This is a genomic window from Pelomonas aquatica (assembly GCF_026712205.1).
GTDB lineage: Bacteria > Pseudomonadota > Gammaproteobacteria > Burkholderiales > Burkholderiaceae_C > Pelomonas > Pelomonas aquatica.
Genome location: NZ_JAPPUW010000020.1, coordinates 1 through 18,417, shown reverse-complemented (window position 1 = coordinate 18,417; position 18,417 = coordinate 1). Strand labels below are relative to the sequence as shown.

The 18,417-nt window shown below is 68.1% G+C and carries 14 protein-coding genes; 11 read left to right on the top strand and 3 right to left on the bottom strand.

The genetic code is table 11. The features are described from left to right. Window positions 1-25: 25 nt before the first annotated feature. Entirely contained in the window at window positions 26-730 is a 705-nt protein-coding gene (locus tag NYP07_RS18825) for a helix-turn-helix transcriptional regulator (RefSeq protein WP_268153213.1), read from the top strand. Window positions 731-1,006: 276 nt separating this feature from the next. Here the strand turns inward: NYP07_RS18825 and NYP07_RS18820 are convergent, their stop codons facing one another. Beyond that, on the bottom strand, window positions 1,007-1,918 hold the full coding sequence (locus NYP07_RS18820; protein ID WP_268153212.1) for an SPFH domain-containing protein: 912 nt from the start codon (window positions 1,916-1,918) through the stop codon (window positions 1,007-1,009). A gap of 42 nt (window positions 1,919-1,960) precedes the next feature. Then, window positions 1,961-2,389, bottom strand: a complete 429-nt coding sequence (locus NYP07_RS18815; RefSeq protein ID WP_268153211.1) for an NfeD family protein — start codon at window positions 2,387-2,389, stop codon at window positions 1,961-1,963. Window positions 2,390-2,519: 130 nt separating this feature from the next. Here NYP07_RS18815 and NYP07_RS18810 point away from each other — a divergent pair, with 130 nt between their 5' ends. Further along, window positions 2,520-4,793, top strand: coding sequence for an arginine/lysine/ornithine decarboxylase (locus NYP07_RS18810; protein WP_268153210.1), 2,274 nt, complete (start codon window positions 2,520-2,522; stop codon window positions 4,791-4,793). Between the two features lie 163 nt (window positions 4,794-4,956). On the opposite strand, the gene fabI is transcribed toward NYP07_RS18810, so the two are convergent. Next, entirely contained in the window at window positions 4,957-5,739 is a 783-nt protein-coding gene (fabI, locus tag NYP07_RS18805) for an enoyl-ACP reductase FabI (RefSeq protein WP_268153208.1), read from the bottom strand. Window positions 5,740-5,987: 248 nt separating this feature from the next. Between fabI and rimP the strand changes: the two genes are divergently transcribed. From rimP to NYP07_RS18760, 9 genes are all read left to right on the top strand, one after another. Then, window positions 5,988-6,611: a ribosome maturation factor RimP gene (gene rimP, locus NYP07_RS18800; RefSeq protein ID WP_268153207.1), complete on the top strand. Its 624-nt coding sequence runs from the start codon at window positions 5,988-5,990 to the stop codon at window positions 6,609-6,611. Continuing rightward, the gene (nusA, locus tag NYP07_RS18795; protein WP_268153205.1) at window positions 6,608-8,086 is read left to right on the top strand and encodes a transcription termination factor NusA; all 1,479 of its coding nucleotides are present in this window, start codon (window positions 6,608-6,610) and stop codon (window positions 8,084-8,086) included. Before rimP ends, nusA begins: the two co-directional genes overlap by 4 nt. 53 nt (window positions 8,087-8,139) lie before the next feature. Then, window positions 8,140-11,145, top strand: a complete 3,006-nt coding sequence (infB, locus tag NYP07_RS18790; RefSeq protein ID WP_268153203.1) for a translation initiation factor IF-2 — start codon at window positions 8,140-8,142, stop codon at window positions 11,143-11,145. 64 nt (window positions 11,146-11,209) lie between these two features. Further along, window positions 11,210-11,590: a 30S ribosome-binding factor RbfA gene (rbfA, locus tag NYP07_RS18785; protein WP_268153201.1), complete on the top strand. Its 381-nt coding sequence runs from the start codon at window positions 11,210-11,212 to the stop codon at window positions 11,588-11,590. After that, window positions 11,583-12,539, top strand: coding sequence for a tRNA pseudouridine(55) synthase TruB (truB, locus tag NYP07_RS18780; RefSeq protein ID WP_268153199.1), 957 nt, complete (start codon window positions 11,583-11,585; stop codon window positions 12,537-12,539). Before rbfA ends, truB begins: the two co-directional genes overlap by 8 nt. Before the next feature lie 24 nt (window positions 12,540-12,563). Next, entirely contained in the window at window positions 12,564-14,387 is a 1,824-nt protein-coding gene (gene typA / locus NYP07_RS18775) for a translational GTPase TypA (protein ID WP_268153197.1), read from the top strand. A gap of 109 nt (window positions 14,388-14,496) precedes the next feature. After that, on the top strand, window positions 14,497-15,444 hold the full coding sequence (locus NYP07_RS18770; protein WP_268153195.1) for a DMT family transporter: 948 nt from the start codon (window positions 14,497-14,499) through the stop codon (window positions 15,442-15,444). Continuing rightward, the gene (locus tag NYP07_RS18765) at window positions 15,441-16,556 is read left to right on the top strand and encodes an enoyl-CoA hydratase/isomerase family protein (RefSeq protein WP_268153193.1); all 1,116 of its coding nucleotides are present in this window, start codon (window positions 15,441-15,443) and stop codon (window positions 16,554-16,556) included. The genes NYP07_RS18770 and NYP07_RS18765 overlap by 4 nt, the downstream gene beginning before the upstream one ends. Before the next feature lie 248 nt (window positions 16,557-16,804). Then, window positions 16,805-18,417, top strand: a 1,613-nt coding sequence (locus NYP07_RS18760) for a heavy metal translocating P-type ATPase (protein ID WP_268153191.1), incomplete at its 3' end; no start/stop codon positions are given.

Below are 18,417 nucleotides of genomic sequence, written 5' to 3'. Positions count from 1 at the left end.
CCAACCCTAGTAGCGCCCTGCCTCGATGAACCTGCAGCGGTACGAACAAGTCAGTCAAGCGGCAGATTTAGCGTCTTTCAAGCAAGGGCTGATCGACTTCGCCAATGACTTGGACTTCGGCCTGATCTCCGGCGTATTGGCCACGCAGCGTCGTAGCGCGGGCTCAAAGGTGGACTATTTCTCCATCGGCAATACCCCTGCCGAGTTCCTTGCGGCACAGGTCGATCCTGAGAACGCCAAGCGCGATCCGGTGCATCTCCACGTAATGAGCAACGCAGCCCCCCTGGTGTATGACCAGCGCCTGTATGTGAAGGCGGGGGCTGGTGATCTGTGGGAAATGCAGGCGCCGTTCGGTTATCGGACGGGCTTGGCTGTCAGCGTGCACATGCCGGGATACCGGCGCTTCCTGCTGGGTGTGGATCGCCATGACGATCTGCCGAGGGAGCCGATCAAGCTCAACCGGATGATCGCCGACCTGCAGCTGCTCGCGGTGCATGCCCAGGAAGCTGCTGCGCGACTGCTCGTGCGGGGAGACCGCCCTAAGTTACCTGCGCGACAGCTCGAGATCCTGAAGCTCACGATGGAAGGGAAGAGTGCCTGGGTCGTCGGCACCCTACTCGGCATCAGTGAGAACACCGTGAACTACCATATGAAGCAACTGTTCAAGCAGTTGGATGTGTCGACAAAGCAGGCGGCGGTGCTGAAGGCCATGGAACTCGGCCTTCTGTGATCCAGTCCCCTACCAGGGTTTGTAGTTCCCTGGTCGTTCGCTGTCCTACAAACTGCGCCCATCTGAGTACGGCCTGACGGCCAGATGGAGCGAAACATGTGGAACTTGATTGCTGTAGTTTTCGGTCTGCCCTACACCGGCGGTTGAGCCGTCGCTGTCGAGGAAGACCACTGGAAAAAGCGACACCTCCATCGCTTTCGTTCGGTGCCCCCCGAACGTCCTGTTCCCGCGACCGCCCCTTTGCCGGGGCCCTCGCGGGTTTTTTGTATTTGAGGGTCAGCTCTTGCCGCCGCCCTTGAGCAGGCCCATGGCCGTGCCGATGAGGCCGGCGACTTCGGTCATGTTGCCCGGCACGATCATCGTGTTGTTCTTCTGCGCGAGCTGGGCATAGGCCTCGACGGCCTTCTCGGCGACCTTGAGCTGCACGGCCTGGTCGCCGCCCGGTTGCTGGATGGCCGCGGCGATCTTGCGGATCGCGTCCGACGTGGCCTCGGCCACCGCCGTGATGGCGGCGGCCTCGCCCTGGGCCTTGTTGATCTCGGCCTGCTTCTGGCCCTCGGACTTGGCGATGGCCGCTTCGCGCTCGCCGGTGGCGATGTTGATCTGTTCCTGGCGCCGGCCCTCGGACGCGGCGATCAGCGCGCGCTTCTCGCGCTCGGCCGTGATCTGCGCCTGCATGGAGTGCAGGATGGCCGGCGGCGGCGTCAGGTCCTTGATCTCGTAGCGCAGCACCTTGACGCCCCAGTTGAGCGCGGCCTCGTCCAGCGCCTCGACGACGGAGCTGTTGATGACGGCGCGTTCCTCGAAGGTGCGGTCCAGCTCCATGCGGCCGATGACGGAGCGCAGCGTCGTCTGCGCGAGCTGGGTGATGGCGACGACATAGTTGCTGGCGCCGTAGCTCGCGCGCATCGGGTCGGTGACCTGGAAGTAGAGGATGCCGTCGACGGTCAGCTGGGTGTTGTCCTTGGTGATGCAGACCTGGCTGGGCACGTCCAGCGGGATCTCCTTCAGCGAATGCCGGTAGGCCAGCCGGTCGACGAAGGGCACGAGGAAGTTCAGCCCGGGCGTCAGCGTGGCGTGATAGCGCCCCAGTCGTTCGACGACCCAGGCGTGCTGCTGGGGCACGACCTTGATCGACTGGACCACGAAGATGGCGGCAATGACGAGGATGACGAGTGCGATTTCCATGAAGCCTCTCGGGCGGGTGGTGGTCGGATGAAGGGGAGGGGATCAGCGGTCCAGCAGCAGGCAGCTGCCTTCCACGGCGCGGATGACGTGGCGGCCGCTGCGGGCCGGCGCGCTGCCGATGAAGCGGGCCTGCCAGGCCGCACCGCGGTACTGGACCTGGGCCAGGCCGTCTGCGGACCAGGCGTCGACCTGCACGCTTTGGCCGATGTCGAGGTTCATGTCCGGGTTGCTCGCGGCCGGCGCAGCCTTCGAGCCGCGACTGCGGCGGCGGTTCAGCGCGATGACGGCGGTGCCGCCGACGATGGCGGCCATCACCATCTGCGTGGTCTCGCCCAGGCCCAGATGCGCCGCCAGCGCGCCGGCACAGGCGCCGACGGCCAGCATCAGCAGGTAGAAAGTGCCGCTGGCCAGCTCCGCGGCGACCAGCAGGCCCGCCGCGATCCACCAGACGGTGGCCGTACTCCAATCCATCTCGCCTCCCGAGCTTTGCGATGGCGAGCCAGTGTAGACCGCGCTTCTGCCTGCGGCGACTCAGGCCGGACACGCTGCGGCCCTACACTTCGCCGCTTCGTTTTTTTGAGCCCGCCCGCTGGAGGCCGCGATGATCCGTTTTCACTTTCCCATCGTCATCATCGACGAGGACTACCGTTCCGAGAACACCTCGGGCCTGGGCATCCGCGCGCTGGCCGAGGCCATCCAGAAGGAGGGCATGGAGGTGCTGGGCGTGACGAGCTATGGCGACCTGTCGCAGTTCGCCCAGCAGCAGAGCCGTGCGTCGGCCTTCATCCTGTCCATCGACGACGAGGAGTTCACGCCTGGCCCAGACCTCGACCCGGCCGTGCTGAACCTGCGCAAATTCATCGAGGAGATCCGCTTCCGCAACCCGGACATCCCGATCTACGTCTACGGCGAGACGCGCACCAGCCAGCACCTGCCCAACGACGTGCTGCGCGAACTGCACGGCTTCATCCACATGTTCGAGGACACGCCGGAGTTCGTGGCCCGCCACATCATCCGCGAGGCCAAGAGTTATCTGGATGGCCTGGCGCCGCCCTTCTTCAAGGCGCTGATGGACTACGCGGCCGACGGCTCCTACTCCTGGCATTGCCCGGGCCACTCCGGCGGCGTGGCCTTCCTGAAGAGCCCGGTCGGCCAGATGTTCCACCAGTTCTTCGGCGAGAACATGCTGCGCGCCGACGTCTGCAACGCCGTGGAGGAACTGGGCCAGCTGCTGGACCATACCGGCCCCGTGGCGGCCAGCGAGAAGAACGCGGCGCGCATCTTCAACGCCGACCATTGCTTCTTCGTCACCAACGGCACATCCACGTCCAACAAGATGGTCTGGCACCACACGGTGGCGCCGGGCGACGTGGTCGTCATCGACCGCAACTGCCACAAGAGCAATCTGCACGCCATCATCATGTGCGGCGCGATCCCCGTGTTCCTGCCGCCGACGCGCAACCACTACGGCATCATCGGCCCCATCCCCGAGAGCGAGTTCAGCCCCGAGGCCATCCGCGCCAAGATCGCGGCCAACCCGCTGCTGGCCGGCGTGGACCCGGCGACCGTCAAGCCCGCCATCCTGACGCTGACGCAGAGCACCTACGACGGCGTGCTCTACAACACCGAGACCATCAAGAAGAAGCTCGACGGCTACATCCCGACGCTGCACTTCGACGAGGCCTGGCTGCCGCACGCGGCCTTCCATGATTTCTACGGCCAGTTCCATGCAATGGGCAAGAACCGCCCGCGCCCGAAGGAGGCCGTCGTCTACGCGACCCAGTCCACGCACAAGCTGCTGGCCGGCATCTCGCAGGCCTCGCAGGTGCTGGTGCAGGACTCGCAGACGGTCAAGCTCGACAAGCACCTCTTCAACGAGGCCTATCTGATGCACACCAGCACCAGCCCTCAGTATTCGATCATCGCGAGCTGCGACGTGGCCGCCGCGATGATGGAGCCGCCCGGCGGCACGGCGCTGGTGGAGGAGAGCATCAAGGAGTCGCTGGACTTCCGCCGCGCGATGCGCAAGGTCGACGAAGACTATGGCGACGACTGGTGGTTCAAGGTCTGGGGCCCCGACTTCCTGCGCGCGCAGGACGACGAGGGCAGCGAGCCCGTGGCAGCCGACTGGATGCTGCATGCCGACGAGGACTGGCATGGCTTCGGCGCGCTGGCCGAAGGCTTCAACATGCTGGACCCGATCAAGTCCACCGTCATCACGCCGGGGCTGGACATGGAGGGCCGCTTCGCGGCGACCGGCATCCCGGCGTCGGTGGTCACCAAGTTCCTCGTCGAGCATGGCGTCGTCGTCGAGAAGACGGGCCTGTACTCCTTCTTCATCATGTTCACCATCGGCATCACCAAGGGCCGCTGGAACACGCTGCTGACGGCGCTGCAGCAGTTCAAGGACGACTACGACAAGAACGCGCCGCTGTGGCGCATCCTGCCGGAGTTCTGCGCGGCCCACCCGAAGTACGAGCGCATGGGCCTGCGCGACCTCTGCCAGAGCATCCACCAGGCCTATGCCGAGGGCGACATCGCGCGGCTGACGACGGACATGTATCTGTCCAATCTGCAGCCGGCCATGACGCCGACTGACGCCTACGCCCACATCGCGCAGCGCAAGACCGAGCGCGTCGGTATCGACGAGCTGGAAGGCCGCATCACGACCTCGCTGCTTACGCCTTACCCGCCCGGCATCCCGCTGCTGATCCCGGGCGAGCGCTTCAACAAGAAGATCGTCGACTACTTGAAGTTCACGCGCAGCTTCAACGCCAGGTTCCCGGGCTTCGCGACGGACGTGCACGGCCTCGTCCACGAGGTGGACGAGGAAACCGGCCGCGGCCACTACTACGTGGACTGCGTGAAGCAGTAAGGAAAGAGGGCCCCGCGGGGCCCTCGGTCATTTCATACGGCTTCGCAATCAAAGCGCTCACTGCGTTGCTTCGCCTTGCCGTGCCAAAGCACTGTCTGCGGCTTCGCGCCTTGTTGCCTTGTTATCACTTTGATTGCAAACCCGTATCAGTGGTGGCGTGGGGTCACTCGCCGCCGGCCAGGGCCACGTGGCTGAAGCCGCCGTCCACGTACATGATCTCGGCGCTGACGCCGCCAGCCAGGTCCGACAGCAGGAAGGCCGCGGCATTGCCCACGTCGTCGATGGTCACGTTGCGGCGGATCGGTGCGGCCGCGGCGAACTGGCTCAGCAGCTTGCCGAAGTCCTTGATGCCCGAGGCGGCCAGCGTCTTGATCGGGCCGGCCGAGATGCCGTTCACGCGCACGCCCTTGGCGCCCAGGTCGTAGGCCAGGTAGCGCACGCTGGCTTCCAGCGCGGCCTTGGCCAGGCCCATGGTGTTGTAGTTGGGCACATAGCGCTCGGCGCCCAGGTAGCTCAGCGTCAGCAGCGAGGCGCCGGCGCGCAGGCGCGGCGCGGCCAGCTTGGCCATCGCCGGGAAGCTGTAGGCCGAGATGTCGTGGGCGATGCGGAAGTTCTCGCGCGTCATGCCGTCGAGGAAATTGCCGGCGATCGCGTCGCGCGGTGCGAAACCGATGGAATGCACGAAGCCGTCGAACTCGGGCCAGACCTCGCCTAACTGGGCGAACAGGGCTGCCATCTGCTCGTCGCTGGTCACGTCGCAGTCGTAGACCAGCTTGGAGCCGAATTCGGCAGCGAATTCACTGATGCGCTCCTTGAAGCGCTCGCCCTGGTAGCTGAAGGCCAGCTCGGCGCCTTCGCGGTGGCAGGCGCGGGCAATGCCGTAGGCGATGGAGCGGTTGGACAGCACGCCCGTGATCAGCAGCCGCTTGCCGGCGAGAAAGCCCATTCTTGTCTCCTGTGAGGTCTCAAACAGCCCGCGATTCTGGCACGCGATAGGGGCGGCATCTTGCCGGCACGGGACTTGCACAGTACAATCCCGGCTTCACCAGAAATGAGAGAACTCTCTCAACGAGCCCCGGACGATATCCCCCGGGGCCGGATTTGGTGAACGAGGTGGGCGGATTCATCCAGCCCATTTTTTTTGCTTTTCGATTTTCTCGCTTCTTTTTTCGGACCCAGGAACGCAATCCCCGCATGAGTTGGCAAACCGCTGTTGAAACGACCGTGACTGGCTTGGGTTACGAACTCGTGGACTGCGAACGCAGCGCCGGGGGATTGCTGCGCGTGACGATCGACAAACTGCCGGCCCAGGCGGATGCCGGCGAGCTGATCACGGTGGACGATTGCGAGAAGCTCACTCGCCAGCTGCAGTATGTGCTGGAGGTCGAAGGCTTTGATTACGCCCGGCTCGAGGTGTCCTCGCCGGGGCTGGACCGGCCGTTGCGCAACGCCGCGCACTATGCGCGCTTTGCCGGCCAGGAAATCGACATCACGCTGAAGCTGCCCTTCCAGGGCCGCAAGAAGTACCGCGGCGTGCTCGGCGCGCAGCCCGGCGCGGAGGGCGACCAGGCGTGGCGCCTGGTCTTCGACGACGGCACCGCGGAGCAGGCGCTCGACTTCACGCTCGACGAGGTGCGCGAGGCGCGCCTCGTGCCGGCGTTCAGTTTCAAGGGCCGCGGCGGCGAGCCGGCGCCCGACCGCAAGCCGGGCCAGCGCGGCGTCATCAAGCCGAAAAAGGCAGTACCCAAGAAACAAGCGGGCGAGCCCACGGAGGCGGCGCCCGGCCAAGACAAGGTTGACGGAGGTCTCAAGCAATGAACCGCGAAATGTTGATGCTGGTGGACGCGATCTCGCGCGAGAAGAGCGTGGAGCGCGATGTCGTGTTCGGTGCGGTCGAAGCCGCGCTGGCCTCGGCCACCAAGAAGATTTACGGCGGTGAGGCCGACATCCGCGTCAGCGTGGACCGCGATTCCGGCGAGTACGAGACCTTCCGCCGCTGGCATGTCGTGCCCAACGAGGCCGGCCTGCAGAACGCCGACGCCGAGATCCTGCTGTTCGAGGCCCAGGAGCAGATCGCCGACATCGAGGTGGACGACCACATCGAGGAGCCCGTCGAGTCCGTGCCCATCGGCCGCATCGGCGCCCAGGCCGCCAAGCAGGTCATCCTGCAGAAGATCCGCGACGCCGAGCGCGAGCAGCTGCTGAACGACTTCATGTCGCGCGGCGAGAAGATCTTCGTCGGCACCGTCAAGCGCCTGGACAAGGGCGACATCATCGTCGAGAGCGGCCGCGTCGAAGGCCGCCTGAAGCGCAGCGAGATGATCTCGAAGGAGAACCTGCGCACCGGCGACCGCGTGCGCGCCGTCATCCTCGGCGTCGACCCGACCCAGCGCGGCCCGCAGATCATGCTGTCGCGCTCCTCGCCCGAGTTCATGAAGGAGCTGTTCGCGCAGGAAGTGCCCGAGATCGAGCAGGGCCTGCTGGAGATCAAGAGCTGCGCCCGCGACAGCGGCAGCCGCGCCAAGATCGCCGTCATCAGCCACGACCGCCGCGTCGACCCCATCGGCACCTGCGTCGGCGTGCGCGGTTCGCGCGTCAACGGCGTGACGACCGAGCTGGCCGGCGAGCGCGTCGACATCGTGCTGTGGAGCGAGGATCCCGCCCAGTTCGTCATCGGCGCGCTGGCCCCGGCCAATGTGCAGTCCATCGTCGTCGATGAAGAGCGCCACGCCATGGACGTCGTCGTCGACGAGGAGAACCTCGCCATCGCCATCGGCCGCGGCGGCCAGAACGTGCGCCTGGCCTCCGAGCTGACCGGCTGGCGCATCAACATCATGTCGGCCGAGGAATCGGCCGCCAAGCACGAGCAGGAAAGCGAATCGGTGCGCAAGCTCTTCGTCGAGAAGCTCGACGTGGACGCCGAGGTCGCCGACATCCTGATCGCCGAAGGCTTCACCAGCCTGGAGGAAGTCGCCTACGTCCCGATGCAGGAAATGCTCGAGATCGAGGCCTTCGACGAGGACACCGTCACCGAGCTGCGCACCCGTGCCAAGGATGCGCTGCTGACGATGGAAATCGCCAAGGAAGAGAAGGTCGAGGAGGTCTCGCAGGACCTGCGCGACCTCGAAGGCGTCACGCCCGAACTGCTGAGCAAGCTGGCCGAAGGCGGCATCAACACCCGCGACGACCTGGCCGATCTGGCCGTGGACGAACTGGTCGACCTGTCCGGCCTGGACGAAGCGGCGGCGCGCGCGCTGATCATGAAGGCCCGTGAACACTGGTTCAACGACTGATCGATCAACAGCACACGCCGCACCGCACCGAAAGCAATTTGAAGGACCCCCACATGGCCGTGACTACCGTCGCCCAATTCGCCGCCGAGCTGAGCAAGCCGGCGGGCACGCTGCTGGAGCAGCTGCTAGCCGCGGGCGTCAAGAAGTCTTCCGTCGACGACGCCCTGAGCGAAGCCGACAAGGAACGCCTGCTCGACCACCTGCGTTCCTCGCATGGCACCGCCGGCACCGAGCGCAAGAAGATCACGCTCGTCAAGAAATCGACCACCGAGATCAAGCAGGCCGATGCCTCCGGCAAGGCCCGCACCATCCAGGTCGAAGTGCGCAAGAAGCGCACCTTCGTCAAGCGTGACGATGCCGGCGACGAGGCCTCTGCCGGCCCCGACGAGGCCGAACTGCTGCGCCGGGAGGAAGAGGCGCAGGCTCAGGCCGCCGCGCTGCGCGCCCAGGAAGAGGAACTCGCCGCCAAGGTGAAGGCCCGCGAGGAGGCCGAGCGCGCCGCGCGCGAAGCCGCCGAAGCGCGCCGCGCCGAGGAGCAGGCCGCCGCTGAGGCCGCCGCCCGCGCCGCTGCCGAGGCCGCCGCTGCCGCGGAAGCCGCCAAGGCCGGCGACAAGAGCGACGCACAGGCCGCCGAGGCGCGCCAGCGCAACGCCGCCGCTGCCGCTGCGGAAGCCGCGGCCATCAACAAGGCTGCCGCCGCCAAGCGCGCGCCCAAGGCCGCGCCGGCGCAGGAAGTGGTGGCACCGCCGCCGCCCGCGCCTGAGGTCGCCCCTGCCGTGGTGGCGGCACCGGCCGCGCCCGTCGAGGCGCCCAAGCCGGCGCTGCGTGTCGTCAAGGCCGTCGATGCCGCTGCCGAAGAGAAGCAGAAGCAGGACGACCTGGCCCGCCGCCGCAAGGCTGCCGAGGAAGAGGCCGCCAAGATCCGCGCGATGATGAACGCGCCCAAGAAGGTGCTGGTGGCGCCCAAGAAGGAAGAGCCCAAGCCGGCCGAAGGCGCGGGCATCAAGGGCACCATCCACAAGAAGGCCGGCGCCACGGCACCGGCCGCGCCGGCGCCCGCGGGTGCCGGCAAGCCGGGCGACAAGAAGTCGGTCAAGTCCGAGAAGCTGTCGTCCAGCTGGGCTGACGACGCCGCAAAGAAGCGTGGCCTGAAGACCATCGGCGCCGGCCCGGCCGGCGCCAACCGCCCGGGTGGCGGCGGCAACTGGCGTGCTCCGGCGCGCGGTGGTGCGGGTGGCCGTCGCGGCGATCGCGGCGCAGGCAATGGCGGCTCCAGCTTCCAGGCGCCCGTCGAGCAGCAGGTGCAGGAGGTGCACATTCCCGAGACCATCTCGGTGGCCGACCTCGCGCACAAGATGTCGGTCAAGGCGGCCGAGGTCATCAAGCAGCTGATGAAGCTGGGCCAGATGGTCACCATCAACCAGCAACTGGACCAGGAAACGGCCATGATCCTCGTCGAGGAAATGGGCCACAAGGCCTTTGCCGCCAAGCTGGACGACCCGGACGCCTTCCTCGAGGAGGAGGGCACGGCGGAGCAGCAGCACGAGTCGCTGCCGCGTGCGCCGGTCGTCACCGTCATGGGCCACGTCGACCACGGCAAGACCTCGCTGCTGGACTACATCCGCCGCAGCCGCGTGGCTGCAGGCGAAGCCGGCGGCATCACGCAGCACATCGGCGCCTACCACGTCGAGACGCCGCGCGGCGTGATCACCTTCCTGGACACCCCGGGTCACGCGGCCTTCACGGCCATGCGGGCCCGCGGCGCGAAGGCGACCGACATCGTCATTCTGGTCTGTGCGGCCGATGACGGCGTCATGCCCCAGACCAAGGAAGCCATCCACCACGCGAAGGCGGCCGGCGTGCCCATCGTGGTCGCGATGACCAAGGTCGACAAGCCCGATGCCAACATCGAGCGCGTGAAGAGCGAGCTCGTCGGCGAAGAGGTCGTGCCCGAGGACTTCGGCGGCGATGCCCCCTTCATCGGCGTGTCGTCCAAGACCGGCCAGGGCGTGGACGAACTGCTGGAGCAGGTGCTGCTGCAGGCCGAAGTGCTGGAACTGAAGGCGCCCGTCGAATCGATGGCCAAGGGCCTGGTCATCGAAGCCAAGCTGGACAAGGGTCGCGGCCCGGTCGCGACGGTGCTGGTGCAGAGCGGCACGCTCAAGCGCGGCGACGTCGTGCTGGCCGGCTCCACCTTTGGCCGCGTGCGCGCCATGCTGGACGAAGACGGCAAGGCGACCACCGAGGCCGGCCCGTCCATCCCGGTCGAGATCCAGGGCCTGACCGAAGTGCCGCAGGCCGGCGACGAGTTCATGGTGCTGTCCGACGAGCGCCGTGCCCGCGAAGTGGCCACCTTCCGTTCGGGCAAGTACCGCGACGTCAAGCTGGCCAAGCAGCAGGCCGCCAAGCTCGAGAACATGTTCAGCGAGATGGGCGCCGGCGACGTGCAGACCCTGCCGCTGATCATCAAAAGCGACGTGCAGGGCTCGCAGGAAGCGCTGGCCGCCTCGCTGCTCAAGCTCAGCACGGCCGAGGTCAAGGTGCAGATCGTCCACGCGGCGGTCGGCGGCATCAGCGAAAGCGACATCAACCTCGCCATCGCGTCCAAGGCCGTCATCATCGGCTTCAATGTGCGCGCCGACGCCGGTGCGCGCAAGCTGGCCGAGGGCAACTCGGTCGACCTGCGCTACTACAGCATCATCTACGACGCCGTGGACGATGTGACCAAGGCGATGTCCGGCATGCTGGCGCCCGAGCAGCGCGAGGAAGCGCTGGGCACGGCCGAGATCCGCGTCGTGTTCGTCGCATCCAAGATCGGCACGGTGGCCGGCTCCATGGTCACCAGCGGCCTGGTACGCCGTGGCGCACGCTTCCGCCTGCTGCGCGACAACACCGTCGTCTACACGGGCGAGGTCGAGTCGGTGCGCCGCGAGAAGGACGACGTGCGCGAGGTCAAGGAAGGCTTCGAGTGCGGCATCAAGCTCAAGAACTACAGCGACATCAAGGAAGGTGATCAGCTCGAATTCTTCGAGATCAAGGAAGTGGCCCGCACGCTTTAACGCTTCGCACTGAGGGTGAACCCCGCCCCTCGGGGCGGGGTTTGTCCTTTCAGGAAACCATGCCATGAAACACAAACGCGCCATCCCCAACCGCAGCTTTCGCGTCGCCGACCAGATCCAGCGTGATCTGGCCGAGCTGATCCGCGAGCTCAAGGACCCGCGCATCGGCATGGCCACCATCAGCGCGGTCGAGGTCACGCCCGACTACGCCCACGCCAAGGTGTTCTTCTCCGTGCTGATCGGCGATGCCGCCGAGACGCAGGCGGCGCTGAACGAGGCGGCGGGCTATCTGCGCAACGGCCTGTTCAAGCGCCTGCAGATCCACACGGTGCCGACGCTGCACTTCCAGTTCGACCGCACGACCGAGCGGGCGGCCGAGATGAGCGCGCTGATCAGCAAGGCCAACGCGACGCGCGCCGCGGACGACGAGGAGCCCAATGACTGAGGCCCTGGCCACTGCCAAGCCGGCGCGGGTTCGCATCCAGCGCCGGCCGCTGCATGGCGTGTTGTTGCTCGACAAGCCGCTGGGCCTGTCGAGCAACGACGCACTGCAGAAGGCCAAGTGGCTGCTGCGCGCCGAGAAGGCCGGCCACACCGGCACGCTGGACCCGCTGGCCACAGGCCTGCTGCCGCTGTGCTTCGGCGCCGCCACCAAGTTCAGCCAGCTCAGCCTGGACGCCGACAAGCGCTATCTGGCCACGCTGGCCCTGGGCATCCGCACGACGACGGGCGACGCCGAAGGCGAGGTGCTGGAGCGCCTGGACGCCGACCACATCACGCGCGAGCAGGTGGAGGCCGCCAGCCGCGCCTTCGTCGGCGAGATAGCCCAGATGCCGCCGATGTATTCGGCGTTGAAGCACGAGGGCAAGGCGCTCTACGAGTACGCGCGTGCCGGGGTCGAGATCGAGCGCAAGAGCCGCCGCGTGACGATTCATGCCATAGCCATCGTCGCGATGCATGCTGGCACCGTGACCCTCGACGTCCGTTGCACCAAAGGCACCTACATCCGCACGCTGGCCGAAGACATCGGCGCGAAGCTGGGCGTGGGCGCCTCGCTGGCCGCGCTGCGCCGCACCGGCTCCGGTGGCCTGACGCTGGACGGCGCCGTCACGCTGGCCCAGATCGAGGCCCTGCCCGACGCAGAGCGCGCCGCTCTGCTGACCTCGCCCGACCGCCTGCTGGCGGATGCACCCGAACTGCGGCTGGACATGCCCGACGCCGTGCGCTTCCTGTCCGGCCTGCGCCGCCGTGTCGACGTGCCCGATGCCGAGCGCGTGCGCGTCTACGGCCCCGAGCCGCGCGCCTTCCTCGGCAGCGCTCACATCACTTCCGGCGAACTGATCGCCGACCGCCTGTTGACCCCGCCGGAGGTCCAGGCCCTGCTTTCCGCCTGAACCGGTTTTTTTAGAAGCACCACCATGACCACCCCGATCCGCAACATCGCCATCATTGCCCACGTCGACCACGGCAAGACCACCATGGTGGACCAACTGCTGCGCCAGAGCGGCACCTTCGCCGACCATGAAAAGGTCGTCGACACCGTGATGGACAGCAATGCCATCGAGCGCGAGCGCGGCATCACCATCCTGGCCAAGAACTGCGCGGTCAGCTGGGGTGGCACCCACATCAACATCGTCGACACGCCCGGACACGCAGACTTCGGCGGCGAGGTCGAGCGTGCGCTGTCCATGGTGGACGGCGTGGTGCTGCTGATCGACGCCCAGGAAGGCCCGATGCCGCAGACCCGCTTCGTCACGAAGAAGGCGCTGGCCCTGGGCCTGAAGCCCATCGTCGTCGTCAACAAGGTCGACAAGCCGGGCGCCAAGCCCGATGCCGTCATCAACGCCGCCTTCGACCTGTTCGACAAGCTCGGCGCCAACGACGAGCAGCTGGACTTCCCGGTCGTCTACGCCTCCGGCATCAACGGCTGGACCTCGCTGACCGAAGGCGCTCCCGGCGAGCAGTGGGGCCCCGACATGTCGGCCCTGTTCGAGACCATCCTGAAGCATGTGCCGCCCCAGAAGGGTGACCCGGCCGCCCCGCTGCAACTGCAGATTTCCGCGCTGGACTTCTCCACCTTCGTCGGCCGCATCGGCGTGGGCCGCATCAGCCAGGGCACCATCAAGCCCGGCATGCAGGTCGCCGTCATGGAAGGCCCGGACGGCAAGAGCGTCAACGGCCGCATCAACCAGGTGCTGACCTTCCACGGCCTGGACCGCGTGCAGGTCACGGAAGCCGGCCCCGGCGAGATCGTGCTGATCAACGGCATCGAGGACATCGGCATCGGCGTGACCGTGACCGACCCGGCCAACCCGGCGCCGCTGCCCATGCTGAAGGTGGACGAGCCGACGCTGACGATGAATTTCTGCGTCAACACCAGCCCGCTGGCCGGCCGTGAAGGCAAGTACGTCACCAGCCGCCAGATCTGGGACCGCCTGCAGAAGGAACTGCAGCACAACGTCGCGCTGCGCGTCTCCGAGACGGACGAGGACGGCATCTTCGAGGTTTGTGGCCGCGGCGAACTGCACCTGACCATCCTGCTGGAAAACATGCGCCGCGAAGGCTACGAGCTGGCCGTGTCCAAGCCGCGCGTGATGTTCAAGGACATCGACGGCGTGAAGAGCGAGCCGATGGAACTCGTCACCGCCGACGTCGAAGAGACCCACCAGGGCGGCGTCATGCAGGCGCTGGGCCTGCGCAAGGGCGAGATGATCAACATGGAGCCGGACGGCCATGGCCGCGTGCGCCTGGAGTACCGCATCCCGGCGCGCGGCCTGATCGGCTTCGCCAACGAGTTCATGAACCTGACCCGCGGCTCCGGCCTGATCTCGTCCATCTTCGACGGCTACGAGGCCCACAAGGGCGACATCGGCGGCCGCAAGAACGGCGTGCTGATCTCCATGGACGACGGCGAGATCTTCACCTACGCCCTGGGCAAGCTGGACGACCGCGGACGCATGTTCGTCAAGCCCAACGACCCGGTCTACGAGGGCATGATCGTCGGCATCCACAGCCGCGACAACGACCTCGTCGTCAACGCGACGCGCACCAAGCAGCTGACCAACTTCCGCGTGTCCGGCAAGGAAGACGCGATCAAGATCACGCCGCCCATCGACCTGACGCTGGAATACGGCGTGGACTTCATCGACGACGACGAGCTGGTCGAGATCACGCCGAAGTCGGTCCGCCTGCGCAAGCGCCACTTGTCGGAGAACGACCGCAAGCGCGCCGCGCGCGCTTGAGCGCACGCAGCGCGCTCGCGGTCCCCGCGGCATGTTGCGCTCCCCCTGCCCCCTCCAGGAGGGGGTTCTAGCCAGTTGATTGCCCGCGCCCCGAAAGGGGCGCTCTGCTGTGAGTCACCGAAGCGCTGTTTTTCTGATGCTGCTGGTCACGCTGATGTGGAGTTCGGCGGGCGTGGTCACGCGGCATCTGGAGGCGGCGCGGGGCTTCGAGATCACGTTCTGGCGTGCGCTGTTCAATGCGGCGGCGCTGCTGCTGATCCTGGGCGTCATGCGGGGCAGGGCGCTGCTGGCGGCGATGCGCGGCGTGGCCGTCTGGGCCTCGGGGCTGTGCTGGGCCGTCATGTTCACGGCCTTCATGGTCGCGCTGTCGCTGACGACGGTGGCCAATGTGCTGGTCACGATGTCGCTGTCGCCGCTGTTCACGGCGCTGTTCGCGCGCGCCTTCCTGCACCAGCCCATTCCGGGCCGCACCTGGGCTGCCATCGCGGTGGCCGGCGCTGGCATCGCATGGATGTTCGGCGGCCAGCTCGGCGGGCCGCTGACCGGTGTCTTCGTCGCGCTGGGCGTGCCGCTGGCCGCGGCATCGAACTGGTGCCTGCTGCAGAAGGTCGGCCAGCGCGGCCAAGAAGTTGACCCCCACGGGAGCTCCGCTCCCTGCCCCCCGAGGGGGCGCGTCAGGGCCTCCGGGCGGCCGAGCGCCCCTGACATGCTGCCCGCCGTGCTGATCGGCGCGCTGCTCTGCATGGCCGCCACGCTGCCGCTGGCCTGGCCGCTGCAGGCCGGTGCGCATGACCTGGGCCTGCTGGCCTTCCTCGGCGTCTTCCAGCTCGCCATGCCCTGCCTGCTCGCGGTGCGCCTCGCGCGCGAACTGCCCAGCCACGAGCTGGCGCTGCTCGGCCAGGCCGAGACGCTGCTGGGTGTGCTCTGGGCCTGGCTGTTTGCGGGCGAACACCCGGGCAGCGCCGCGCTGATCGGCGGTAGCCTTGTGCTTGCCGCGCTGATCGCCAACGAGGCGCTGGCGCCTCCCGCCGTCAAAACCGTCCTGAAGAACGCATGAACGACCTGATCCCGCCCTTAGGTGCAGAAGGCCAGATCCTGGCCGACGTCAACGGCTGCCTCGGCCTCATCACGCTGAACCGCCCGCAGGCCTTGAACGCGCTGTCGCTGGCCATGATCCGCGACATGACCGCGCTGCTGAAGCACTGGGCCGGCCGCCCCGAGATCCAGGCCGTGGCCGTGCTGGGCGCCGGCCGCGAAGGCAAGCCGCCGGCCTTCTGCGCGGGCGGCGACATCCGCTTCTTCCACCAGGCCGCCCACGCGGGCGACCCGGCGCTGGAGGACTTCTTCACCGAGGAATACCGCCTCAACCACCTGATCCACGCCTTCCCCAAGCCCTATGTCGCGCTGATGGACGGCATCGTCATGGGCGGCGGCATGGGCATCAGCCAGGGCGCCAGGCTGCGCGTGCTCAGCGAGCGCTCCAGGCTCGCGATGCCCGAGACCGCCATCGGCCTCTTCCCCGACGTGGGCGGCGGCTGGTTCCTCGCGCAATGCCCTGGCCATGTCGGCGAATGGCTGGCGCTGACCGGCCACGCGATCTCCGCGGGCGATGCGATCGAATGGGGCCTGGGCGACGTCTTCGTGCGCGCCGAGCAGTGGCAGGCCCTGGTCGACGACCTGCGCCAGGGCGACCAGCCGAGCGCCGAGCATGTCGTCGCCACGGTCATGGAACGGGCCGACCTGGCGCCCCTGTCGGCGCCCAAGGCGACGATGGAGCGCATCGACCGCCACTTCGGCCAGCCGACGCTGCCAGCCATCCTCGCCTCGCTCGCCGCGGTCGACGACGACTGGGCGCGCGACACCCGGGCGACGCTGCTGGAGCGCTCGCCGACGATGATGGCCGTCACGCTGGAACTGGTGCGCCGCGGCCGCCGGCTCGGCCTGGCCGACGACCTGCGCCTGGAGCGCGACCTCGTCCACCACGCCTTCCATCTGCGGGGCGCGGCGCGCAGCGAGACCGTCGAGGGCGTGCGCGCTCTGGCCGTGGACAAGGACCATGCGCCGCGCTGGCAGCCGGCCAGCGTCGCCGAGGTCGATGCGGCCGAGGTGGCGGCCTTCTTCGTCAGCCCCTGGGCGCCGGCCGAGCATCCGTTGCGCGACCTGGGCTGAGAGGTTGATAGTCTTTCGCCCATGCCCGCCCTGCACGCCAAAACACCCCCGCTCGTCGTTGCAAATGCTCGCCATAGCCCGAGCTATGGCTGTGCTTTGCGCCTAGATCGGGGGCGTTTTGACGCGCCTTTCGGGCACGGCCGCAATACTCTCAACCTCTGAGCCCACCGGCGAAAGCCGGGCAGAGAATGCGCAATCCTTGACAAAGGTCATGCCCCCGGCCCGAGGGCGCGGCCAAGATGCGCACCGTGAGCGTTCCTCCCCCCGGCTTGCCTGCGGCTGATTCAGACGCGCGCCTTCTCGCCCCCTTCACGACCTGGCCGGACGGCCCCGGCGGCGTCGCGCTGTCGCAGTTCCAGGTGGCCGGCATGCACTGCGCGGCCTGCTCGGGCATCGTCGAGGCGGCCCTGCTGAAGCTGCAGGGCGTGGAGGGCGCCAGCGTCAACCCGGCCTCCGCCCGCCTGTCGCTGCGCTGGCAGCCCTCGCGCATCGCGCTGGCCGATGTGCTCGGCGCCCTGCAGTCCGCCGGTTATGGCGCGACGCCCGACGTGGCCGCGTCGGCGCGCGAGCTGCGCCGCCAGGAAAGGCGGCAGGCGCTGTGGCGACTCTTCGTCGCCGGCTTCCTGATGATGCAGGTCATGATGATGGCCACGCCCGCCTATGTGGCCGGCCCGGGCGAGTTGGCGCCCGACCTGGACCGGCTGCTGCGCTGGGCCGCCTGGATGCTGACCCTGCCGGTCATGGTGTTCTCGGCGGCCCCCTTCTTCGTGGGCGCCTGGCGGCAACTGCGCGCGGGCCGGCTGGGCATGGACGTGCCCGTGGCCCTGGGGCTGGCCGTCACCTTCGTGGCCAGCAGCGGCGCGCTGTTCGACCCGGGCGGCCTGTTCGGCCACGAGGTCTATTTCGATTCTCTGACCATGTTCATCGCGCTGCTGCTGCTGGCGCGCTGGTTCGAGCTCGGTACGCGCCACCGCGCCGCCGAGGCGCTGGAGGCCGCGGCCGGCGCGCTGCCGACGCTGGCCGAGCGGCTGCTGGACGACGGCACGAGCGAGCGCGTGCCGCCCGAGGCGCTGCGCGTGGGCGACCGCATCCGCGTCGCGGCCGGCGAGGCCTTCGCGGCCGACGGCCATGTGCTGGCCGGCCAGGGCTGGGTCAACGAGGCGCTGCTGACGGGCGAGTCCGCGCCGGTCGCCAAGGCGCCGGGCGACGCGGTCGTGGCCGGCAGCATCAATGGCGACGGCCCGCTGCTCGTCGCCGCGCAGCGCGTGGGCGCCGACACCACGGCCCAGGGCATCGTCAGGCTGATGCAGCAGGCGCAGAGCCGGCGCCCCGCGGCCGGCGGCATCCTGGACCGAGTGGCCGCGGGCTTCACGGCCGGCGTGCTGCTGCTGGCGCTGGCGGCCGGCATCGGCTGGTGGTGGGTCGAGCCCTCGCGGGCGGTGGCCGTCGCGGTGGCCGTGCTCATCGTGACCTGCCCCTGCGCGCTGACGCTGGCCGCGCCGGCGGCCTGGCTGACGGCCAGCGGCGCGCTGGCCCGGCGCGGCCTGCTGCTGGTCGACCTGTCGGCGCTGGAGCGGCTGTGCACGGTCGACACCGTGGTCTTCGACAAGACCGGCACCGTCAGCGAAGACCGGCTGCAGTTGCAGCGCCATTGGGCCGAGGGCGCGGATGCCGACGCGCTGCTGGCCGTGGCGCGCAGCCTGGCGGCGCTGTCCCGCCACCCGCATGCGCGGGCGCTGGCCGAGGGCTGCGAGGCGGGCGCCTGGGTCGACGTGCGCGAGCTGGCCGGCCGCGGCATCGAGGCCCGCGACGCCACCGGCCGGCTGTGGCGGCTGGGCGCGCCGGCGTGGGTCAGCGAGCG